Below are 21,948 nucleotides of genomic sequence, written 5' to 3'. Positions count from 1 at the left end.
TTATCCACAGGCAGGCAGTTGGGGCTACACGAGTCGACAGGTACGAGGCCATCATTCGCTCATGGACCTCGAGCTCGAGCTATTGCTGGAACGCGTCGCGAAGCTACACGGCGCGGCGTACGACGATGAGGTCGTCCGTGGGGCGGAGGACAAGCGCGTCATCGGAGCCGCCCTCGCAGCGGAGCTGCTCTACCGCCCCATACCGCGATTCCTTGCGATCCCAGGTACGGATCCACGCATCGTCAAGTGCAGACAGTTTCGAGCCCGCCTGACCTGCGCGAGCGCCGCTGAGGTACTCGGTTACCCCATGTGGAGCAAGCCGGATTCCTTGCATCTCGCGATTCCGAGAAACCGGGGCGTGCGTTCCAGCGCACACCGCGACCTGACCGACGTGGTGCTGCACCGAAAGCACCGGGTCACACCTATGACGGTCGACGATTACCCCGTTGTAGACCCGACCGAGGTAGTCGCATGTTGCCTAGAGTGTCTTGATGAACTTGATGCGGTATGCGTCGCCGATGCGGCACTGAACCGCGGCGATACCTCGGTGGAGGCCGTCGCCGAGCTATTGACCGGCCGCTACCAGGCGGAAGCCCGGAAACGCTTGGAGCGCACGGATCCCGCCGCACGGTCCCCCCTGGAGACACGCACTCGGCTAGCACTAGGTGACCTCGGTTTGTCGATGGAAACCGGCGCAGCAATCGAGGATGTCGGAGAAGTAGACATGCTCGTAGAGGGCTGGCTGATCGTCGAGACGGACGGATGGGAGTTTCACTCATCCAACGAGCAGTTTGCGCTGGACCGCCGCCGTGACCAGGCTGCGCTGGCTCATGGGTACGTGCCCGTACGGCTAACCGGGCAAGACGTAGCCGCCGGTGAGGACCACATTCGGGAGATCGTGGCACGTGCGTTCCTAGGCGCCGCACACTCAAACCGTGTAGCCCTCCCAAGAAACCCTGTAATCACGCGGAATCTTCGCAAGGCCGCACTGACATGACACCCCTCCCGTGTGCGGTGAGGGTCCGGGCGCACACGGGAGACACATCAGACAACTGTGTCAACCTCGGAAGGAACATGACCTTTCGCACCTATTCCGCCGTTTCGTAGATTGTGCAAGGCAAACGGGCAGGCCCTCCCGTGTGCGGCGATGCCTTACATCTCTTAGGCCGCGTCGCTCAGCTCTCCGCAGGCATGCACCGATGCGCCTTGCCGTGGCTGAATAACTGAAGATAGGCGGATCACCGGGTCTCAGCCGCGGGCCGCGGCGAAGGAAAGACCGGAGGGGCGCAGTCCCTGCATGCGGGCCACGTCGGAATCTGCGGGGACCTGTCCGGGCTCAGTGCCGCGCTCCACGATGTGGTTGTCCGCGTCGACGAACACCACGTGCGGCAGGTATGTGCGGGCCTCCTCATCGGAGAGCTGGGAATAGCCGATGAGAATCACGATGTCGCCAGGACTCACCAGGTGGGCAGCGGCACCGTTGATGCAGATCTCGCCCGCGCCGCGCTGGCCGGGGATGACGTAGGTGGAAAGACGGTTGCCGTTGGTGCAATCGCAGATGTCCACCCGCTCGCCAGGCAGCAGATCCGCAGCGTCAAGCAGGTCCGCGTCCACGGTGATGGAGCCGACGTAGTCGAGGTCGGCCTGCGTCACGGTGGCGCGGTGAATCTTGGACGTCATCATCGTCCGGATGCGAGTGCTCATCAGCATCCAGCGTAGACGGCCCGGGCCTCCCCACCGGGGCGTCGTGACAGAGGAGACAGCGTGAGGAGGACAACGGCCCCTGGACAACCCGCAACAACGCAGCCAAGTGCCGCCACCACTTCTACCGACCTCGGCACGTACCTTCAACCGATCTCGGCGGTTATATCTACCGATCTCGGCGAGGGGTTTAGGGGGTCTCGGCGGCGCGCTGGAGCCAGCGGTCCAGGCGCTCCTCCTGCCGGCGCCGCAGCGCCCGCTCGGAGATGACACGCTCAATGGCGGCGGCATCGCTCAGGTCCAGGTTGCTCAGGGAACGGCCGATCTCGGCATCCACCATGTCCAGATGCAGCGCCACCAGTCCGCGCCGCCGCGCAAAGGGCCCCTGCACCAGCCGCAGCGACTGAATGCGCTCGTAGGGGATCACGCTGACGCGCCGCCGCAAACGTCCGAGCCGCAGCACCACACAGGTATCGGTCAGGGCGATCGCCTCCCGCCGCCAAGCCAGCGGCGAGAACATCCGCCCGCGCGGGCTGATGCGGATAAAGCCCCGCCCCGGATCGTCGACCGGCAGGCGCTGGTCACCCACCCCGTCCTGGTCCTGCCCCGTCAGGGCCGATTCCAGGAATGCATCCGGGTCGCAACGCCCAGATCCGGGGCAACGAGCCACAGCGCCCGTAGGGCCGTGTCGCGTCGCCCGACGGGCAGCAGCACATTCGCGCCGGTGTTCTCCACCGCCCCGGAGGACTTGGCCTCGGCGGCGCTGCGCCCGGCCACGCTCACCTCAACCCGCCACCAGTCCGGGCCCCGCCATAGCAGTCCCTGCTCGAGCTGCACGCCGTGGACCCGACCGGGAGGGAGCGTGGAGGAGGTCTCCGCGGTCAGTCCGAAACGCGTCCGGATCCCGGCGGGCGTGGCCGCGGCGCGAAAACGCCAGCCCTTGTCGAAGCGGCTCCATACGTAGCCACCGAAAACAAGCGGGATGGGCAGCATGGGCAGCACAGTCAAGAACACTGCCAACGCCCCGTTACCCTCACGAGCGCTGATATTCAGCCACTCCACCGCCATCACCAGGAAGGCCAGCAGTAGGGCGGCGGTGGTCAGGGTCGCACCCGAGCGCAGCAGCGAGCCGATCAGGACGCGGGTGTCGACCTCGTAAAGATCGTGCTCACCGCTTCCCACGCGCCCGCCCGTGATCGGCTGCGCAGCCACGGCATCCTCGATGCCCAACGGCACCGGCGCCGACGCCGCCGGATTGGCACCCGGTCCACTCGCCCCGCGCGGATCGGCAGCATCGCCGCGCACTTGCGCGCCCGCAGCCAGCGACAGTATCCGATCGCGCAGGGTCTCCAGCTCACGGGTGCGCAGGAAACCGATGGTGACGTTCGAGTCGCCGCCGCCGGCGACCTCCACCTTCAGCCGTCCCAGCCCGAAGATGCGGCCGAGCAGCGGGTGAATGATGTCTACGGACTGGATGCGCGGCAGGCGGGCGGTGCGCAGCTGTCGGTTGAGGATGCCGGTGCGCAGGTAGACGGCGTCGCGGTCGACGGCGTAGGACCGCATCCGCCACGACAGCCACAGAACCAGACCAACCGCCACCAGCACGCCAAGCACGCCCAGCCCCGCGGTCAGGACCACCTGTGCTGTCACATGCCCCTGGTAGTCCTGAATGGCCGAGTACGCGTCCATGACGTATTCCACGTTCTGCCAGAGCAGGAAGGCCAGCACTGCGGTGATGCCCTTCCACCCCTCCAGCAGCGGAGTAATGGGGTGGACGCGCCGCCACTGCACGTCTGGGGGCAGGGTGATGCCCCGGTCCGGGGCGGGTGAGCGGCGGGAGCCCCTGCCCGGCCTCCCGGTGCTGGCCGGGGCCACAGCGCCGCCCGGCCTCCCGGTGTCTGCCGACGGCCGACCAGCACCGCGCTGCGGGACCGAAGGCACGCTCATAGCCCGGCCATCCTCTGCTCGCCGCGCTCGGACAGCACTCTCCGCAGGGTCTCGGCCTCGGCTACGGGCAGCCCGTTGATGGTCGCGTCCGTGGAGGCCGACGCCGTGTGCAGCTTGACCTCGGCGATGCCCAGGTGACGGCCCAACGGGCCCTGGGAGGTGTCCACGAACTGCATGCGTCCGTAGGGGACCACACTGATCCGGCGGAACATAATGCCCTTGCGCCACAGGAGGTGGTCCTCGGCCATGGCGTACCCCATGGCCCGCACCTGCCGGGGAATCAGCCACAGCTCCCACAGCATGCATATCACCATCACCACAGCGCCGATGTGGAGCCACGGGCTCACCCACACCCCCGCCGCCACGAAGGCGATCAGACACACGACGTCGACAATCAGGTTGGGTACCAAACGCGCGGTCACCAACCGCGGGGAGACGGGACGGAAGTCGACTCCGTCGGGGGCGAAGGGATCGGCCGCCGATCGAGGGGATTGCTCGAGCGCATGCGGGAGGGCCATAGGTTCTCCTTACGGTGGGGGCACCGACAATCGCAGAACCGCGGCCCTCCTGCATCCTCCTGTGGGAGGAGCCTCAGGCGCGACGGCGCCCTCGGCCGGCCGCATGCCCCATGTCCCGCACCGGGGTGCCTCGGGCCCAGCGGGCTCAGGCCAGGTCGATGAGCGTGTTGTCAATCAGGCGGGTGGTGCCCACGCGGGCGGCGACGGCGAGCAGTCCCCGGGCCGGCCGGACGGCACCGTCCGACTCACGCCCCCGGCCGTGCGCCACCTGGGATTCCAGGCCGAGCCCCGCCCCGGCCAGATCCCAGAAGGAGTCCGGGTCCACGAGGGCCACGTAGTCGACCTCCACGCCCGTCTCGGCCGCGAGCACCTGCTCGGCCGCCGCACGGATCGCAGCCGGGTCGGCACCCGCACGGGCGGCGGCACGCCCCGCTTCCAGCGCCCGGGACAGGGCCAGGGCACGCCCGCGCTCGGCGTCGGACAGGTAGGAGTTGCGCGAGCTCATGGCCAGGCCGTCGGCCTCGCGGCGGATGTCGACGGGGACGATCTCCACCGGAACCGCGAGGTCGCGCACCATCGCCTTCACGATCGCGAGCTGTTGGGCGTCCTTGCGGCCGAACATGGCCCAGCGCGGCCCGGTCAGGTGCAGCAGGGAGAGCACCACCTGGCACACGCCGGCGAAGTGGGTGGGGCGGGTGCGCCCCTCCAGGACGGTGGCCAGGGGGCCGGGGTCGATGCGCACCTGCGGCTCGCCGTGGGGGTACATGACCTCCGGGGTGGGGGCGAAGACCACCAGGCGCCCCACCGCGAGCGCGCCGTCAGCGCCCGTCAGGACGGCGGCCAGTCCGTCCAGGTCGGCCTCCAAGGTGCGGGGGTAGCGTCCAGGTCCTCCCCCGGCGCGAACTGGAGCGGGTTGACGAAGATAGTGACCACGACCGTGCCATCTGCCCCGACACGGCGGGCGGCCTCACGCACGAGGTCGAAGTGGCCCTCGTGGAGCGCCCCCATGGTCATGACGACGGCGCGCGGGGCGTCATCACCGGCCAGGGCGGAGGCGAGTTCCGCGCGGGTGCGTGCCAGGGTGGTGGGGGTGGGAATGTCGGTCGAAACGGTCATGGGACCAACGCTAGGTGATCCGTTTCGCTGGTACGACATTGGTCCCCGCCTATTCGACCGACCTCGGCGAAGGGGTGGGACTACTCGGCGTCCCGGCCGAGCACCTCGCGCAGCGCCCGCACCTGCTGCTCGCCTAGCGCCCCGGTGGCCTCGCAGCGCTGCACCGTCGCCTCCGCCAGCGCCCGGTAGGTGGCGACAACGTCTTCCAGCGGCTGGTCATCCGCGTCGCGCAGCTCGGCCAACGCCTCCAGGTGGGCGTGCACCGTGCCGGCGTCGCCGCGCGCGACCGGCCCGGTCAGCCCGGACTCGCCCTCCCGCAGCGCGGTCGAGTGCGGTGGACAACAGCGGGGCGAGGGTGGTGGCCCCATCCTCGACACCGGCGGCGGCCAGAATGCGCACGGCCTGGTTGACCAGCGTTACCAGGTGGTTGGCGCCGTGGGCGAGGGCCGCGTGGTAGGCGGAGCGGGACTGTTCCGGCAGCACGAAGGGCTCCCCGCCCAGTTCAACGGCCAGTGCCTGCCCGATCGGCAGCACCGCCGCGGGGGCGGTCACGGCCATGGGGCAGCCGACCAGGCGGGCGACGTCGGTGGAGAAACCGCCGAAGGTCATGGCCGGGTGGATGGCCAGTGGGATGGCACCGCAGCGGCGGGCGGGCTCAAGCACCCCGGTGCCGTAGGCGCCCGAGGTGTGAACCACCAGCTGGCCGGGCTGCCACCGGTTCAGGTCGGCCAGGCCCTTGACCAGTCCGGCCAGGGCGTCGTCGGGAACCGCCAGCAGTACGAGCTCGGCCCGCTCGACGATGTCCTCCACCTCCAGCAGGGGCACACCGGGCAGGAGCAACTCGGCACGTTCGCGCGAGGCCTCGGACACGGCGTGCACGCCGATGATTTGATGGTCGACCGAGCGCAGCGCGGAACCGAGTACGGCACCGACTCGTCCGGCGCTGATGATGCCAACTCCCAGCCTGCCGGGGCGCGGCGGTCGGGTCGATGGGTTAGGGGTCGGTTCGGGGTCGGCGGGCGCGCCAGGGGTGGTGGACATGACGCGATGCTCTCACGACGCGCCCAAGCACCGGCCTAGGCGGCGCTGCCGCTTGGAGTAGAGCCGGAGTGCAGGTCATCGTCGTCATCCTCGCCGATGGCGCACCAGTGCTCGACGAGCAGGCCGACGCCGGCCCACAGCACGCATGCGGCCAGGCAGGCGGCGGCCGACCAGGCAAGGGACGTCATGGCCGGCGAATCCAGGTGCATCAGCGCGACGACGAGTCCGCCGCCGTAGACTCCGCCAACCACCGCCCCGACCCGGGACGACGCCTGTGCGGCCGCCGCGGTCAGGGCAGCGCCGGTGGGGGTCATCCAGGTGGCTCATGCGCGCGCAGGCGGCGCACCGCCAGGCCGGCGAGCAACACAATTGCCGCGATCACGACGGCGATGGCGGCTCCCCATGGCGTCAACGACGCGGCCCAGCCGCGGTGACGCAGCATGAGGTCGGAGGCCGCCCAGGCGAGGACCGCCGGGCCGGCGAAGCACGCGAGGACGGTCGTCCAGCGCGTGCGCCGCATCACAGCTCCCGGCCGTTGCGGCCGATGACGTCGTTCCAGGCCGGTGGGGCCGCCCATTCACCCGCGTCGGCGCCGGCATCACTCCCGCCCGAGAACCGGGGGGAGGAGGGCGACACGGACTCCTGGTCTGGCTGCGGGGGCACAACCGGCTCCGCCCGGGCGGGCGCAACCGGGGCCGGCTCCGCCGCGCGACGGGCATCACCGGCTGCTGCTGGACAGCCGCTTCCGGCTCAGCCGGAACTGGCCGGGCGGGTTCCGCCGGAGCCGCATCCGCGGCCGCCGGCGCCACCGCTTCGGGCTCGGCCGACGCCGCGGGTTCCACCGGTGCTGCGCTTGCGGCTACAGCCTGCGCCTCAGGCTCCACCGCCGCCTCAGGCTCAGGCTCGGCTTCCGGCTCCGGCGGGGCAACGTACTGCCCGGTGGGCAGGGCCGGCAGGTGGTCGGAGTCGAGCCAGTCAAGGGCGAGCCAGCGCACGCCGCCGCGATCGGGGGCGGACTCGGCCAGTGCGGCCACGGACTGGTCGCCGATCTCGGCGAAGGGGTCGGCCTGCGCCCAGGGCACCAGAACAAACGCACGCTGCGCGGCACGCGGGTGCGGCAGGGTGAGTTCGGGGTCGGCGGAGGTGACGCCCTCGTAGGTAATGATGTCGGCGTCGAGGGTGCGGGGCCCTGGGGCCGGGTGCGCACACGCCCGGCAGCGGCCTCCAGATCCTGGCAGACGGCCAGCACCTCGCGCGGAGAGAGGGTGGTGGTCGCCAGCACCACGGTGTTGAGGTAGTCGGGCTGCTCCACGCCGTCGGTGACGACCGCCGCCGTACGGGCCAGTGGGGCGATGGTGCTGACGGTAATGCCGTCGGTCTGACGCAGCGTGTTCACCGCGGTGCGCAGCGAAGGTACGACACCGCCGACGTTACCGCCCAGGGCGATGACCAGTTGCGCGGGTGCCTGTGGGCGCACGGTGAGTGGGTCGACCGGGGGCTGCGGGGCCGACGGAGCCCCTCGGTACCGGGCCGCCACGACGGCGGGCGCTCCGGGGTGTCGGTCGGCGCCACCGCCGGCGGCTGGGCGACGGCGGCCTCCGGCTGCACAGCCGCCTCACCTACCGGTGCGGCAAGGGGAGCTGCGGGCATGGGGGGCAGCGACGCCCCGGCGGCGAGGTCGGGCACCTCGGGCAACTCGGGGGCGACGGGCGCCTCCGCCTGCACGGCGGCCGGGGCGACGGGCTCCGCAACCGGGGGCACGACGGGTTCGGGGACCATCTCACCGCCATCGGCGACGACCGGCTCCGCAGTCGGGGCGGCCTCCGGCGGCGAGGCCACGTCCGCGGCCGGGATCGCAGCGAATGCGGCCGCGGCATGCTCCCCCACCGGTGCCGCCGTGGCCGAGTCGGCGTCGCGGGTAATGCTCACGGACACGTCGTCGAAGGCGACGTCCAGGGGCGCCTGGGGCTTGTGGACGGTGACCGCCACGGAGCTCACGCGCGGGAGGGTGAGCACGGCGTCGCTGATGCGCTCGGCGAGCGTCTCCAGCAGCCCGACCGGCTCCCCCTCGATGACGCCGACGACGGCGCGGGCGATGTCCACATAGTTGACGGCGTCGTCGAGCGAGTCGGTGACGGCGGCTACCGCCGTGCCGCGCTCCCCCAGGAAGACGGTGACGTCGGCGGTGAACAGCTGCCCCTCGGTGCGCTCGAAGGGAAGGAGCCCGTGGTAGCCGCGGGCGGACAGGCCCGTCAGCACGATCCTGTCGGGGGTGGCTTGGTTGGTGCTCATCGGTTTTCCTTCCAGAGGGAAGCAGTGCGGACGGCGTCCCGGTTGGCCGGGACCTCGTGGACTCTGACGGCCCAGGCGCCGGCGGCGGCGGCCAGGGCGGTGGTGGCGACGGTGGCGGCGTCGCGCGCCAGCGGGTCGGGGGCGGCCTCGGGTACGGTGGCGGCGGCCAGGAAGCGCTTGCGGGAAGTGCCGATCAGGACCGGGTGGCCCAGGTCGGCCACGAGCCGCCCGGTCGCGGACAACAGCTCCCAGGACTGTGAGTGAGTCTTGGCGAAGCCCAGGCCCGGGTCAAGCACGATCTGCTCCGAGCGCACCCCGGCGGCGGCGAGTTCGTCCAGCCGTGCACGCAGTTCCGCCTCCACCCCGACGACGACGCCGTCCGGCCCGTAGTCGGTCAGGGTGTCCATCGTCTCGGGGGTGCCGCGCCAGTGCTGGCAGATATAGACGACGCCCGCCGCGGCGACGACGCGATGCATGTCGGGGTCGGCGAGCCCGCCGGAGACGTCGTTAATGATGTGCGCTCCGGCCCCGACGGCGGCGGCAGCGGTTTCGGCGTGCAGGGTATCGACGGAGACAACGGCGCCGGCGGCCACGAGCGCGCGGATGACCGGCAGTACCCGGTCCTGCTCCTGCGCCACCGTTACCGGGACGGCGCCGGGTCGGGTGGACTCGCCGCCGATGTCAAGGATGTCGGCGCCCTGGGCCAGCAGCTGACGGCCGTGGGCGACGGCGAGCTCGGTGGTGTCCCAGCGGCCGCCGTCGGAGAAGGAGTCCGGCGTGACGTTGATAATGCCCATCACCAGGGTCCGGCCGGCGGCGGAGGCGGCCGTGAGCGGCTGCGGTAGCGGCGCCGGGGCCGTGATGGGGATCGCGTTCACGCCCCCAGCTATCGGACGCCGCCCGTTTCCCCAGGATTTCGCGGGCACAACCCCGCCACGGCCCGCACGTCTCACCCCGGTGGGGCGCTGTGTCGGGGTCAGGCGCGACGGCCCAGCACCAGGCTCATGGCCTCGGAGCGGGTTGCGGCATTGTGCATGACGCCGCGCACCGCGCTGGTGACGGTGTTGGCACCGGGCTTGTGCACGCCGCGCATGGACATGCACAGGTGCTCGGCCTCGATCACCACGATCACGCCGCGCACCCCCAGCCGCTCCACCATGGCGTCGGCAATCTGGGAGGTGAGCCGCTCCTGCACCTGTGGACGGCGGGCGTAACCCTCCACCAGGCGGGCGAGTTTGCTCAATCCGGTCACGCGACCGTCCTCGCCGGGGATGTAACCGACGTGAGCCACCCCGTGGAAGGGCAGCAGGTGGTGCTCGCACACCGAGTACAGGGGGATGTCCCGCACCAGCACCATTTCCTGATGGTCGGCGTCGAAGACCGTCTCCAGGTGACGGGCCGGGTCCTCTTCCAGGCCCGAGAACATCTCCGCCAGGGCGCGCGCGATCCGGTCGGGGGTATCGCGCAGCCCGTCGCGGTCCGGGTCCTCCCCGACGGCGGTCAGCAGGTCGCGGATGGCGCGGCGCACGCCGTCGGCGTCGTAGCTCACCACTGCCTCCAGTCATCGTGCCGGTCGGAGGAGTCGTGGCCGGGGTCGGCGTCGGAACGCGGCTCGGGTGCAGAATCGGCGGGTACGGGCGTGGCGGTGCCCGAGTCGGGGGCGCCGACGGCGGCATCTCCGGCCCCGGTGGCGGAGCCGAGCGCCGCGGCGGCCTTGGCGGCGTGACGGCTGGGGGCCTGGGCGGCGGCCACAAAGGTGGTGGAGACGTCGTCGGTCAGGACCAGGGCGTCGTCGGAGTGCCACAGTGGGCGCTGCGGCTGCTTGATCACGGGGGCGAAGATCCGCTCCAGGTCCTTCTCCAGCAGCGTCTCCTTCTCCAGCAGTTGAGCGGCCAATTCCTCCAGGATGTCCCGGTTGCGCACCAGAATCTCCCAGGCCTCGCGGTGGGCGGCGTCCATCAGGGCGCGCACCTCGGCGTCGACGGTGGCGGCGACGTCCTCCGAGAAGTCGCGGCTGGTGGCGTTCAGGCCCAGCACGGTCTCGTTCTCCGTGGTACCCAGGCGGACGGCGCCCACGGAACGGGTCATGCCGTAGTCGGTGACCATCTTGCGGGCCGTCTCGGTGGCCTTCTCAATGTCGTTGGAGGCGCCGGTTGTGGGGTCGCGGAAGACGATCTCCTCCGCGGCGCGCCCACCCATGGCGTAGACCAGCTGGTCCAGCAGCTCGTTGCGAGTGGTGGAGTACTTGTCGTCCGCGGGCATGACCATGGTGTAACCCAGGGCCTTGCCGCGCGGGAGGATGGTGACCTTGGTAACCGGGTCGGAGTAGGCGCTGGCCGCCGCACACAGGGCGTGGCCGGCCTCGTGGTAGGCGGTGATGGCCTTCTCGTGGTCATTCATGACGCGGGTGCGCTTCTGCGGGCCGGCGATGACGCGGTCGATGGCCTCGTCCAGGGCCCGGTTGTCGATCAGCTGCGCGTTGGAACGGGCCGTCAGCAGCGCCGCCTCGTTGAGCACGTTGGCCAGGTCGGCGCCGGTGAAGCCGGGGGTGCGCTTGGCCACCTGGTCGAGGTCGACGTCGCGGGTCATGGGCTTGCCCTTGGCGTGTACCCGCAAAATGGCGGCACGGCCGGCCATGTCTGGAGCCTCCACGGACACCTGCCGGTCGAAGCGGCCCGGGCGCAGCAGGGCGGGGTCGAGCACGTCGGGCCGGTTGGTGGCCGCGATGAGGATGACGTTGGTGGTGGCGTCGAAGCCGTCCATCTCCACCAGCAGCTGGTTGAGGGTCTGCTCGCGCTCGTCGTGTCCGCCGCCCATACCGGACCCGCGGTGGCGGCCGACGGCGTCGATCTCATCGACGAAGATGATGGCGGGGGCATTCTCCTTGGCCTGGTCGAACAGGTCGCGTACCCGAGAGGCGCCCACGCCGACGAACATCTCCACGAACTCCGAGCCGGACATGGAGAAGAAGGGCACGCCGGCCTCGCCGGCCACGGCTCGGGCCAGCAGCGTCTTGCCGGTGCCGGGAGGGCCGTACAGCAGCACGCCCTTGGGGATCTTGGCGCCGACGGCCTGGAACTTCTCCGGCTCGGACAGGAATTCGCGGATCTCCTCCAGCTCCTCGACGGCCTCGTCCTCCCCGGCGACGTCGTCGAAGGTGACGTCGGGCATCTCCTTGCTGCCCACCTTCGCCTTGGAGCGGCCGAAGCCCATGGCGCCGTTGCGACCGGCGCCCATGCGGCCGATGAACCACCACATGAAGGCCACGAAGATCACCATAGGCAGCAGCAACTGCAGCATGGAGGACCACCAGGTAGTGGTGGGCACGACCGAGTTGTAGCCGCCGGAGGGGTTAGCGGCCTGGACGAGTCGGTTGACCTGCCCGGCCTGCGCCTCGGTGTAGGTGAACTGGACCCGGCGGCCCAGGTTCTGGGAGCTCTCGCCCTGCCGGTTGGCCTGGCTGGTGTAGTCCTCGGTGAGGTCGAGCTCCACGCGCTGAGTGCCGTCGATCACGGTGACGGATTCGACGGTGTCGGCGCTGTCCTGGAGGATCGCCAGCCCTTCGGAGGTGTCGATGGAGCGGTATCCGCTGGCGGAGCTGAACAGGGCCCATCCCAGCAGGATGAGCAACACAAAGGGAGCGATCCACAGCAGGGGGTTGCCCAGCGCCGCTCGGCGCCGCCCGTTCCCCGGCTTGGAGCCGCCCTTGTCACCGCCGCGGCCGCTCGGCTTACTGGAGCGCTCGGCCACGCGGATCTGACCGGAATCGTTCATCGGCGTTTGGTCCCTTCGCACGTCTAACCCCTCCGACGCTAGCGGAAACCGCCGCCGGGTTTCGCCCCGGGCCGCCTCCTGTTCGCGCCGGGCGTGGGCGGGAAGCGGCGGATGCCGCGCACGGGGAACAACCTGTGTGTTGTCAATGTGTCCGAGTCGTCGTCGGCGCGCACCGTACCCACTTGACGCAGGCCGGGCCATTTCAACTAACGTGTCGGTAACGTGCGCGCCGGCGCTCATCCCTGAGACCGGTTGCGCGCGTTCCCGAGTTGCCTCGGTTCGGTCCCTGACTCTCAAGGAATGGCCCGCACCGCAGCACCGCCCCTCGCTAAACGAGCACAGGAGACCCTGACTTGTCGATCAAATCTATGCGCCGATGTGCATCCACCGCCGTACGAGCAGCCGCGGCCGCCGCCCTGGCCGTCGCCCTGCCCGCCGCCGCGGCGCAAGCCACCCCCGCCACTTCAGGCACCGAGTTCGCCACCACCGCTGAGCTCATGGCCGCATCCAACCTGTCCGGCACCGTTTACACCACGGGCGATGAGACCGCCGACGACGGCGCAGGCATGAGCTACACCATCACAGACACCCTTCCGGACGGCATTGAGGGCAACATCGCCGTGCCGCTGGCGGATGGCACCTGGGCGGTGCCACAGGGTCTGCCCACCGCCCCGACGCGCGCATCCAATTCCACCCAGGTCGAGGACCTCATCGCCCGGGGCGAGAGCTTCTATGACGCCGGCACCGCCCTGGTGTGGGACTCCAGCCGGCCCACACCGCTGACCGGCACCGTGTACACAGTGCCACGACGGCGCCCTACGGGGTCACCTGCTCCACCTTCGTGAGCATGGTGCTGCTGGGCTGGGACTACGCGCACACCACCTACACGGCCGATACCAACACCCAGGTGGGATACGCCGTCGACTTCGGGGTGGATCCCAGCACCTCCAAGATCTGGCGGGCGAACAACCTGGCCAGCTGGTTCTACGCCCACGGCGACCTGTGGCTGGAGACGAACGACAACTACGAACGCGGGGACATCCTGTTCTTCTCGGCGCAGAACCCCGAGGGACGCATCGACGAGGTGCGCAGCGGCGAAGAGGCCACCTACTTCGCAACGTCTACCACGCCGCCATCTACCTGGGAGACGGCTTGCTGCTGCACTCCACAGGCACCGGCACCGGCGTAAACATCACCACGCTCAACCCCCTGCTGAAGGCGGACCTGTCCTTTGTCGCCCGCCCGGAGTTGACCGCCACCACCGTCAACAACAGCCAGTCCGCCCCCGCCGGCACGGGCAGTGCGGGCGCCCCCGCCGCCACGACCGGCGATACCACCGGCGCATCCGGGGATGACGCCAACCCCGGCATATCTGCAGACACGTCCGGCGCGCAGCAGGCGCAGGACGGTCAGCAGCAGGCCGGTACCGAGACGCTCCTGTACACCTGGTTCCAACGGCACTCCCCCGGGAACTACACCACTGTGACGGCGACTGCCACTGCGACGACGAAGTTCCGCAGCTGGGTCTTCTACGGGTGATGACGCCAGTAGTAGATAGCGCCCTTGGATAGTGCCCGGTTCTGCGGCGCCCGGCCGAGTGTTCGGTCGGGCGCCGCAGGTCTTACGGACTCACCACACACCGTACGCGCGTGGTTCATGGGCTCGAACCCCGAGCTCGGGAACGACTCCCCCGCGGAGGCGCTGTCGGAGGACCGCTTCAAGGAGGTCTTCGCCGCAGCTCGCTCCTTCCAGGCATAGTGGCTTCGTAGATGGCCATGCTGTGCAAGCCGACGGGACCGCTGTACCGAATCGGCCGAGATCAGTGCCCCGGGACTGGCGCGAACGGCGTCGGCTCGCACGGTTAACACTGGAGGAACCGAGCCCGTTCATCGACGTAGAGAGTGCCGACGCCTGGCCGGTACTTGAAGACGCGCTGGCTCCTGAGTTGAGCCTGCTCGGCGTGTCACATATTGACGTCAGCACCGTCCGAGGCTCCAACCGACTGGTGACTCGCCTGCTGGCGCGTTGGCATATCTCGCCTCATCGGCGTCCGGTGAGCCGGCGTACGGCGGCGTTCGGTACATGTCGAAGCTCGGCCCCTTCGAGTGCTGGGCCATCTTCGACGGCGTTCAGTGGAACCCTGCTGGTCAGACCCGGATTACCAAGCAGGACGCCGCCTCTCGGGAGGCCTGTGCTCTGCTTGAGTTGGTAGCACACTGAGCGGCATGCAGCAGGGGCGGAGCATCCGAGCGGCTCGTCTAGTCTGTGGGTGCGGCGGTTCGGGCTGCGACTGTTACGCGGGTGGCGGTGCCCGGTCGAGTCTCTAGGCGCAGTCTCCTCGCGCGGCAGGCCGAGGCAGTCTGCTGCGCCGGTTAGACGTTAACAACGCTACTTAACGTTCTGCTGTATACCTTCGGGCCCTTCAGTAGACCGTTAACCGGCGTTGTTAACCCCGAAGTGGCGTAGCAGACAGCCCCGCTTCCGGTCCCGAAGATAGCGGCAGTCAAGTCCGGCGTGGTGAACCGGCAGGCTCACCGGGTCCCTCACCCCGCGACACGCAAGCCGCCACACTTCCCGCGCACGAAGAGCCAGCAAATGCTCGGCAGACGGTGCCGCCGAAGCCGCATTAATGCGCCTAAAGGTGCGAGGTGCTTCCTGACCTTTCAGGCACCTCCACCACCGAGGCAGCCGGTCGCGCACCCGCCCACCAATACCGCACGCACACCCCGGACCTACGAGCGCGCCTCGACCTCTCGCAGCAATTGCGCGAACCTAGCGGCCCAGGACGCACCGATGTCCAGCGTGCCGAAGCTGTCCTTACTCTCGCCGCAGCTCTTCTTCCCCCTCTCGTCGCCACTCTTCGCCTTCCCCTTGGCGTCACATTCCAAGCGCGCGATAAGCGCATCCAGCAACTCAGCGAAGGTGAATCCCTCGGAAGCGTCCACCCGCAGCTCATCCAAAGCACGATCCAACGCTTCCTGAACGGTGGAACGCCCATGGGTGATCACCAGCCTGTCGCGCACCTCGTAGGGAAGACGCAAGAGATCTCCCCGTTTTAGACATGCCACCGCGGCTTTAGTGTTCGTATTCTTCCGCTCGGCTACCTCCTCTTTATTCAGCAGCGTGTCGGGCTCCTGAAGCAGGCTCTGGCCCCTCTTAGAAAGCCACCGCGTATGCACGGCCTCTGCCACAGCCACCACCAGCCGCGCCTGCGTCAGCCAGTCCGCTCCGTCGAATAGGAGGCGTACCGTGCGCAGCACATCCACAATCACTCCAGCGTGGTCGTCGAGCCTTTCCGCCTGCCGCGCCTCGGCGTATGCCCGGCGCAGCTCCTCGCAGCGATCCGCCAGCTCGTCCATGCCCCGGTCACCGGCGGCCAGCACCCGCACGGCGCTGAGCAGGTTGAGGCTGCGCAGGCTGATGGCCGCGGCGCGCCGCAAGGCCTCCTCGGCGTCGTCGCGCAGGGCGATCCGGTGAAACTGCGATGCCGGCTCTTTGTTGTCCTGGGTCTCATCGACGAAAGTCTGGAGAAACAACGGCACAGCGTTGACCGCGCACCACTCTTGCGCTGCCTCGAGCGCGCCATAGGCCGCAGACTTCTCTCCGGTTCCCACAATCACCACCGCGGATGGCATCCGCTGCTCCAGAACTGCGCTTACACGCTTGCGAACTCTTCGCATCGCCTCGGGCACCGCCCGATGCCCAGAGTCCCCCTCGCCGTAGTCCAGGAGACTCCAGCCAGGATCGGTCAGTTCCCATTCCTGGTTTGCACCGTCGGCAACGACGGTCTGCCAGTTGAGTTCGGCTGTGTTCTTGGAGTCGGGGTGGGCGGAGTGCAGGATGACGAACTCGACCGGCAGGGCGGGGTGTTCGGCCGGTCCCGCAGTCGGCGCGCCCCGATCCAACAAGGCCCCGGGAACCGCCCGCCGTAGCTCGCGATCGGGCTCGGCATGCAGCACACGCTCCGGGATGGCTGGCCGATGGAAGCGCGTTCCGCAACCGAACACGTACAAGACCGGGCGTCGGCTCGGCCGTGTTACCCACTCCGGCAGCACCTGACTGAGCTCCGGCTGGCCCTTAACCACATCCCAGTCCTCGGCGCGTGGCGCCTCACCGTCGTGAACGGTGCGCTTAGCCAGGTCGTTGAGCGGCCCGGCGGAGGCGAGCCATACAGTCGACCCGGGGCAGCCGTCGCCTAAGAGGGCTAGATCGCTCTCAGCATCGTCTATGACCTCACCGAGCTTCTTCGACCGACCGTCCTCCTTCACGAAACACAACGGAGATCGCGGCTGGCGTCCATGCGTCTTGGCGTGATCCCTTTCGTCCTCATACAGACTCCAGTAGCGCCGTTCCGCCCACGCCCGCAGCGCCAGACCGGCACCGTGGTCGGCGCGCGCCATGTCGGTGACCACCAATGCGGCAAGTGCTCCCGGCTCCCTGTCATCCCCGTTTCGGGCGCGATCCAGAGCGGCGGCGAACGTCTCCGTCGCCTGTTGCTCCCCCTCCGGCACCGCGGACGCCGCCCCCGCGGTCTCGGCCCAGTCCGAGGCCTGCTTGGGGTATCCGAGGGATCGCAGCCAGTAGAACGGGGCGACCCGGTTGGCGGCGCGGTCCAGGAACACGGCCCGCTTCTCTCCCTCCTCCGGGGCGACGGCGAGTCGCCAGTCCAACCCCATCTGGTCGGCCATCCCCATGGCGGCAAACACGATCGTGCTTGCCCCAGCAATCCCAGAGACGATGACCTTCCCATTCTTGAGCCCGTCATCGGCGTCCAGCCACCCACGCAGTCCGTCGACGCACTCCCGCTCGAGGAGATTGCCATTCTGATAGGCCTCGACCTGTAGCGCCAGCCCGAAATGCTCCTCAAGTCTGGCCTTCACGTCAGGGCGGTTGTAGGCCTGCTCCAGCAACATGGCCACGACGTCGGTCTCGGTGCCCTCACTGCCACTGGCCGTGCCCAGGAGAATCACCCGCACGGCAGTGCCCTCACCGCGCAGCGCCTCCAGCACCAGCGCTAGCGGGGTGCGTTCGAAGCGGCCCGGGCGCCCGCGGTCATCCGGGGGAATGTTCAACAGCCTATTGAACAACACCTCGGCGTCAGCTTCAGTCAGCTGCCGCTGCAGCTCCTTCTGTCGAGCCGCCTGCGCATTCAGACGTTCCTCTTTTTGCATTTCGACGATGTCGTTACCGAGGTCTCCCTGCCCCACCGGGTGGATGACGGTTATCGTTGTCATCTTGCGATTCCTTTCGGTTAGTACCTAAACGCAGCGAATACAACAGGCACACACGCAATTCCCACGCTAGAGCCGACTCGTGCTCGCGGCACCGCTCTACTGCAAAGCTGTGCGCGGCCGGTGGCTTGTACGCACCCGACGGACTTCGCTTCACCAGCAAGATGCACGGGCAGGGTCATGTCAGGTCCTCTCCAGACAGTGAGCAGGGCGGTCGCGCGAGCCGGGCGGATCGACACGCTCGCGACGCCGGTCGCCTGTCCCGTGTGGTGGGACGCTACCACCAAGCGCGTGGCACCGCTCACGATCGAGTGGCAGACTACACACGTCCCGACGCCAGTCCCGTCCCGCTCCGAGAGGATCCCCATGCAGCTCGTCATGATCGAGACCAACGGGAACCAGAACTACATCTTCTCCTCACCCCGCCTGCGGGAGAACATCGGGGCATCGGCACAGCTGGTACGGCTCAAGGAGTGGACGGACACCGCTCTGCAGTCCGCAGGGATCACGGATGCCTGGACCAAGGCACATGACTCCGCGAATCAAGTAATGCAGAGGACCACGCCCACCCCGGATGACCTCAGTCCCACCCGGTTCAGCGCTCTGTGGGTCTCCCGCGCTTCAGGCAAGGTCATTTTCATGGTCGACACACCCGACCAGGCGAAAGACGTCATCGGCCGCGTAACCCGCACTGCACTCGCCCAGGCACCCGGGATCGATGTCTCTGGAGTCTTCGTCGACATGGGCGATGCGCAGCAGGTTACCGAGGAGTTGCTCAAGGCCGTCCATGCCAAGGCCAGTGAGTATGCGCTTGGGCGCACGCCGGCGAATTCCCGCTTCTCCCAGCTGCCTTTTCTCGCCCGCTCGCAGGACTCGGTGCTACCGGCTGCGCCTCCCCTGGGCAACTTCCTCCCAGACGGGCTCAAAGATGAAGCCAAGGACGATCTCGCTACGGCGCACTCGCTCCCCTCCCGGGTCAAGCGCTATGAGGCCTATTGGTCCCGTCGGGCGTTGATTGACCGCGCCGTCGGCGCCAACCGCGGGCTGAAACCTCACCAGGACGAAGGCCGTCTCGTCCGCGACCCCACCAAGCTTGCAGACAAGTACGACGACGAGGCTCAGATCCGGCAGGAACTCATGCAGGCGTTCCTGACCGGTACGGCAGACACACCGGACGCTGCTGTCGAACAGCGCGAAGGAGACGGCGAACTCGCGGAAGCGGAGAGGGCGCTGGACGCCGTCGAACAGGCCTTTCAAGACCGCCAGCTCACCGGGGGCACCGTGCAGGAACCGGGCGGGCTTCCTAAGGTCACCAGGCTCTCAAAGGTTGCGGTGATCCATATTGACGGCAACGGTGTCGGCGCCATCATGCGTTACCTGGATCTTGCCAAGGCATGTGTAAACGGCGATGACTTCCAAGCGGCGGTCGGCTGCCAACCTGACGACGCCGACGCCTTGCGCCGCTTCGTCCTTGCCGTGAGCACGCAGTTGGACTCTGTTGTCACCGACGCCTTCGCAGCCGCCTGGTACGACGTCGCCCGTTGGGCCCAGAAAGATCACCAGAGTCGACAGATCGACTTCACGGTCGTTCCGGTGGTTCCCGTGATTCTCGGCGGCGACGACGTCACGGTCATTACCAGCGGCGACTATGCGATCCCCTTCGCAGCCTCTTTCCTGAACCACTTCGAAGAGAAGACGGCCGCCGATCCGCTCCTGAAATACCTGCACGGAGTCCAGAAAGCTGCGACTTCGGGTGATGAACACCCAAACGTTACCCCCGGACCAATGACGGCGGCTGCTGGCGTCGCTGTCGTGCGGCGCAACTTCCCCTTCCACATCGCCTACGAGCTCGCCGAGCGGCTCGTAAGTCGCGCCAAGAACATTGGCAAGCACGAGGCCCCGCCGTGCTCCACCTTGGACTTCCACGTCTTATTCGACACCACCGTCCTCGATGCCGCCGAGGCTCTTAGCAGTTACGCCGCATTCACGACCCGCCCCTTCAGACTGGTCGGTCCTATGCCGCTGCACGCGGGCACCTCCAACCCCGAGACACCCGCCGTCGACGGCGACGACGATCGCGCGGCGGCCGACCCGCCTAAACATGAGCAGTGGGAAGCGACCTGTCGGCGTGTCGCGTGCTTCAAGGGATTCCGCGACTCTGGGGACGGCCGTGAGGCGGTTCCCTTCCCGCGCACTCGCGCCACCCGTATTCGCAAACTCCTGTCCGACGCAGCACAAGCGGATACTCCAGAACAGCGCTCCGCGCTACGCACGCAGGCCACCAAGCACTGGAATGACGCCCGTAAAGAGACCCGTTCCGACATCAGCGCTCTGCTCGGTGGACCAGAAGCCATGTTCGACCTGCTTGAGTTGGCGGAACTCCTACCCGACTCCTACTTGCGGGAGGTCACCGGCATGAATCAGCCGAAGCACAAGGAGGCCCGGCCATGAACGACACCACTCCCATCTCCTTACCCGTGACCGTCGACTTTTATTCTGACTGGGGCGTGGCGACCGGTGCGGGCGTAGCCGGCGGGGTGAACGCGGTCGTGGAGAAGGACGAGCGCGGACAGCCCGTGGTACGCGGCACCGTGCTCAGTGGCGTGGTACGAGAACAGGCAGCGCTGGTGGCGCGGGCGCTGGACCATGGCGACGGCGGGATATGGCATGCCTTCGTTGATGCTCTTTTCGGCACGGCGGAGCACCAGCGCCACGTCTTCTTCTCCGATGCCCGCACACCTGAAGGCACCGCGGTCCCAATTCATGAGGTCGTCTCGCTGTCCATAGATGACAAGACGGGAACCGCCCGCGAGGACTTCCTGCGGGTATTTGAGCGGGCCGGAGCCTGCCGCCTGATCGGAGAGGCCACGCTGGCGGACGTTGACACCGAGGGGAGAGCGCTGGTCTGGAGCGAATCGCAGCAGACGGCAGCCCGGCTGGTGCTGGCTCTCTCCGGACTGTTGGTCAAGGGCATCGGCTCCAATCGGTCCGACGGCGACGGCGACTGTGACGTCCTGATTGGCGTCAGTCCTTCTGAGCACCAGGGCGACGAGACGCTCGAGTGCGCAGTGCGCAAGTGGTGCCTAAAGAACATGCCTGGCCCGAAACGAGATGACGGTCAGGAGATCGAACAAGAGGTTGAACTCGACCCTTCCGTGCCGCATGCCGGCGCCGATCATCCTTCACCGGCCCCCCGACTGCAGGGTTTCGGTCCGACGGACACCCCGCAGGCCGGTCCGACGGCACGGCTGCCCGAAGACGCACAGAGCTGGTACACGATGACTTTGACCATCGACCTGCTTACCCCCGTGGTCTCCTACGAAGTACCCATGTCTAACGAAGTTCGTTCCCTGGACTTCCTACGCGGCACCGTGCTGCTGCCCTGGGTACATAGGCTGCTGCGCCGGCACTGCGCCGGTGATCTTGTCCGCGACGCCGTCGTCAATGGTGACCTGTTGGTTTCCGACGCGCTTCCGGTAGTCGCCGGACACGTCGGCAAACCCATGCCGCTAGTGTTGTCCATACCGAAGAATCGTCCGCCGGACCAGTGGTGGAGTGACGTTACCAACCGTCTCCTGTGCGGGGAACCGGACAAAGTCCACTCGCCGTTGCGCGGCGGTTTCCTGTTCCATGGCCTGGCGGCGAACCCGCCCAGGTCGGAGGACGGTATAGAACCCTTAATGCCCGAAGACGGCAATGAACTGATTGGCGGCATGGGTGCGCCATCGCTCACCGGTCGTCAGGCGACCGCTCACGACGCCGCCACCGGCGCCGCCAAGGACGGGCAGCTGTTCCTTGTGCGTGCACTGCCCACGGGGCTCAGACTGCAGGCCACCGTAACGATGTCCGAAAGGCTGAGGAACGCCACTTCGGTGGCGGACTATCTAAACGAGTTGACGACCGCCACAGATCCGCTCGACGCCGGCTGGGAGCACGCCGTCTCAGCGGTACCTACGGCCGCGCCCATTGCCGGTTCTCATCGCTGCGAGAGGCGAAGACCGAGGCGGTTGCATCCGGGCGCACAACCCTGTGGTTCACCTCCGACGTCCTCGTGCGGTCGCGCGCACTCGGCCCGGGAGGGAGCCTGCAAGATCTAGTGAATGCGTTCAAACGGCATCACGTCGACCTAGAGCTACCCCTACCCACCGAGGGACGGTTCCAGGCGGGCATTCGGCATCGCCGGGTGGACTCTTGGTCCGCAGCCACCCGCCAACCCAGAGCCACGCGCACGGCCATTCAAGCCGGCTCCGTCCTCAACGTTGCAATCCCCGACGCGGCGTCCGGGAAAGCACTCAACCGACTTGCCGTAACGGGCATCGGTGATCTCA

At 68.2% G+C, this 21,948-nt stretch carries 19 protein-coding genes and 4 pseudogenes; 7 read left to right on the top strand and 16 right to left on the bottom strand.

The features are described from left to right. Positions 1-61 precede the first annotated feature (61 nt). Positions 62-997: a hypothetical protein gene (locus BW737_RS17960; RefSeq protein ID WP_257210552.1), complete on the top strand. Its 936-nt coding sequence runs from the start codon at positions 62-64 to the stop codon at positions 995-997. Between the two features lie 251 nt (positions 998-1,248). Here the strand turns inward: BW737_RS17960 and panD are convergent, their stop codons facing one another. The 15 genes and pseudogenes from panD to ftsH form a co-directional block, all read right to left on the bottom strand. Next, positions 1,249-1,704, bottom strand: coding sequence for an aspartate 1-decarboxylase (panD, locus tag BW737_RS06305; protein ID WP_086614726.1), 456 nt, complete (start codon positions 1,702-1,704; stop codon positions 1,249-1,251). Between the two features lie 187 nt (positions 1,705-1,891). Beyond that, entirely contained in the window at positions 1,892-2,290 is a 399-nt protein-coding gene (locus tag BW737_RS06300) for a PH domain-containing protein (protein ID WP_086614725.1), read from the bottom strand. Between the two features lie 20 nt (positions 2,291-2,310). Beyond that, complete coding sequence (locus BW737_RS06295) at positions 2,311-3,648, bottom strand: PH domain-containing protein (protein ID WP_086614724.1); 1,338 nt, start codon at positions 3,646-3,648, stop codon at positions 2,311-2,313. Continuing rightward, positions 3,645-4,166, bottom strand: coding sequence for a PH domain-containing protein (locus BW737_RS06290; protein ID WP_086614723.1), 522 nt, complete (start codon positions 4,164-4,166; stop codon positions 3,645-3,647). Before BW737_RS06290 ends, BW737_RS06295 begins: the two co-directional genes overlap by 4 nt. A gap of 145 nt (positions 4,167-4,311) precedes the next feature. Next, a pseudogene (panC, locus tag BW737_RS06285) lies at positions 4,312-5,282 on the bottom strand (pantoate--beta-alanine ligase). A gap of 80 nt (positions 5,283-5,362) precedes the next feature. Further along, positions 5,363-6,323, bottom strand: a pseudogene (locus BW737_RS06280) (Rossmann-like and DUF2520 domain-containing protein). Positions 6,324-6,358: 35 nt separating this feature from the next. Further along, entirely contained in the window at positions 6,359-6,637 is a 279-nt protein-coding gene (locus BW737_RS17955) for a DUF3180 family protein (protein ID WP_257210551.1), read from the bottom strand. Further along, complete coding sequence (locus BW737_RS17950; protein ID WP_257210550.1) at positions 6,634-6,843, bottom strand: hypothetical protein; 210 nt, start codon at positions 6,841-6,843, stop codon at positions 6,634-6,636. Before BW737_RS17950 ends, BW737_RS17955 begins: the two co-directional genes overlap by 4 nt. After that, complete coding sequence (locus tag BW737_RS16160; protein WP_180272097.1) at positions 6,843-6,986, bottom strand: hypothetical protein; 144 nt, start codon at positions 6,984-6,986, stop codon at positions 6,843-6,845. The genes BW737_RS17950 and BW737_RS16160 overlap by 1 nt, the downstream gene beginning before the upstream one ends. A 449-nt stretch (positions 6,987-7,435) precedes the next feature. Further along, a pseudogene (locus BW737_RS17945) lies at positions 7,436-7,486 on the bottom strand (hypothetical protein); the annotation flags it as partial. Positions 7,487-7,566: 80 nt separating this feature from the next. After that, positions 7,567-7,719: pseudogene (locus BW737_RS17940) on the bottom strand (hypothetical protein); the annotation flags it as partial. Continuing rightward, on the bottom strand, positions 7,716-8,615 hold the full coding sequence (gene folB, locus BW737_RS06265) for a dihydroneopterin aldolase (protein ID WP_086614722.1): 900 nt from the start codon (positions 8,613-8,615) through the stop codon (positions 7,716-7,718). The gene folB and the pseudogene BW737_RS17940, both read right to left, overlap by 4 nt. After that, positions 8,612-9,493: a dihydropteroate synthase gene (gene folP, locus BW737_RS06260; protein WP_420835711.1), complete on the bottom strand. Its 882-nt coding sequence runs from the start codon at positions 9,491-9,493 to the stop codon at positions 8,612-8,614. Before folP ends, folB begins: the two co-directional genes overlap by 4 nt. Before the next feature lie 98 nt (positions 9,494-9,591). Then, positions 9,592-10,164, bottom strand: a complete 573-nt coding sequence (folE, locus tag BW737_RS06255) for a GTP cyclohydrolase I FolE (protein ID WP_086614721.1) — start codon at positions 10,162-10,164, stop codon at positions 9,592-9,594. Further along, positions 10,161-12,389: an ATP-dependent zinc metalloprotease FtsH gene (ftsH, locus tag BW737_RS06250; protein WP_086614720.1), complete on the bottom strand. Its 2,229-nt coding sequence runs from the start codon at positions 12,387-12,389 to the stop codon at positions 10,161-10,163. Before ftsH ends, folE begins: the two co-directional genes overlap by 4 nt. 353 nt (positions 12,390-12,742) lie before the next feature. On the opposite strand from ftsH, the gene BW737_RS06245 reads away from it, so the two are divergent. The 4 genes from BW737_RS06245 (at position 12,743) to BW737_RS16155 (ending at position 14,609) form a co-directional block, all read left to right on the top strand. Further along, positions 12,743-13,234 (top strand): hypothetical protein, encoded by a 492-nt coding sequence (locus tag BW737_RS06245; RefSeq protein WP_143233305.1) that lies wholly within the window; start codon positions 12,743-12,745, stop codon positions 13,232-13,234. Positions 13,235-13,236: 2 nt separating this feature from the next. Then, positions 13,237-13,578: a hypothetical protein gene (locus BW737_RS06240; protein ID WP_086614718.1), complete on the top strand. Its 342-nt coding sequence runs from the start codon at positions 13,237-13,239 to the stop codon at positions 13,576-13,578. Further along, entirely contained in the window at positions 13,542-13,928 is a 387-nt protein-coding gene (locus tag BW737_RS06235; protein ID WP_086614717.1) for a hypothetical protein, read from the top strand. Before BW737_RS06240 ends, BW737_RS06235 begins: the two co-directional genes overlap by 37 nt. Before the next feature lie 543 nt (positions 13,929-14,471). Then, positions 14,472-14,609, top strand: a complete 138-nt coding sequence (locus tag BW737_RS16155; RefSeq protein WP_180272096.1) for a hypothetical protein — start codon at positions 14,472-14,474, stop codon at positions 14,607-14,609. 512 nt (positions 14,610-15,121) lie between these two features. Here the strand turns inward: BW737_RS16155 and BW737_RS06230 are convergent. Next, the gene (locus BW737_RS06230; protein WP_143233304.1) at positions 15,122-17,596 is read right to left on the bottom strand and encodes a hypothetical protein; all 2,475 of its coding nucleotides are present in this window, start codon (positions 17,594-17,596) and stop codon (positions 15,122-15,124) included. Between the two features lie 390 nt (positions 17,597-17,986). Here BW737_RS06230 and BW737_RS06225 point away from each other — a divergent pair, with 390 nt between their 5' ends. Both BW737_RS06225 and BW737_RS06220 read left to right on the top strand, forming a co-directional pair. Continuing rightward, positions 17,987-20,071, top strand: coding sequence for a hypothetical protein (locus BW737_RS06225; protein WP_086614715.1), 2,085 nt, complete (start codon positions 17,987-17,989; stop codon positions 20,069-20,071). Then, entirely contained in the window at positions 20,068-21,717 is a 1,650-nt protein-coding gene (locus tag BW737_RS06220) for an RAMP superfamily CRISPR-associated protein (RefSeq protein WP_086614714.1), read from the top strand. Before BW737_RS06225 ends, BW737_RS06220 begins: the two co-directional genes overlap by 4 nt. Positions 21,718-21,948: the final 231 nt, after the last annotated feature.

Source organism: Actinomyces ruminis (genome assembly GCF_002154335.2).
GTDB classification, from domain to species: domain Bacteria; phylum Actinomycetota; class Actinomycetes; order Actinomycetales; family Actinomycetaceae; genus Actinomyces; species Actinomyces ruminis.
The sequence above is the reverse complement of the archived record's forward strand: the minus strand, read 5'-3'. Positions and strand labels throughout refer to the sequence as shown.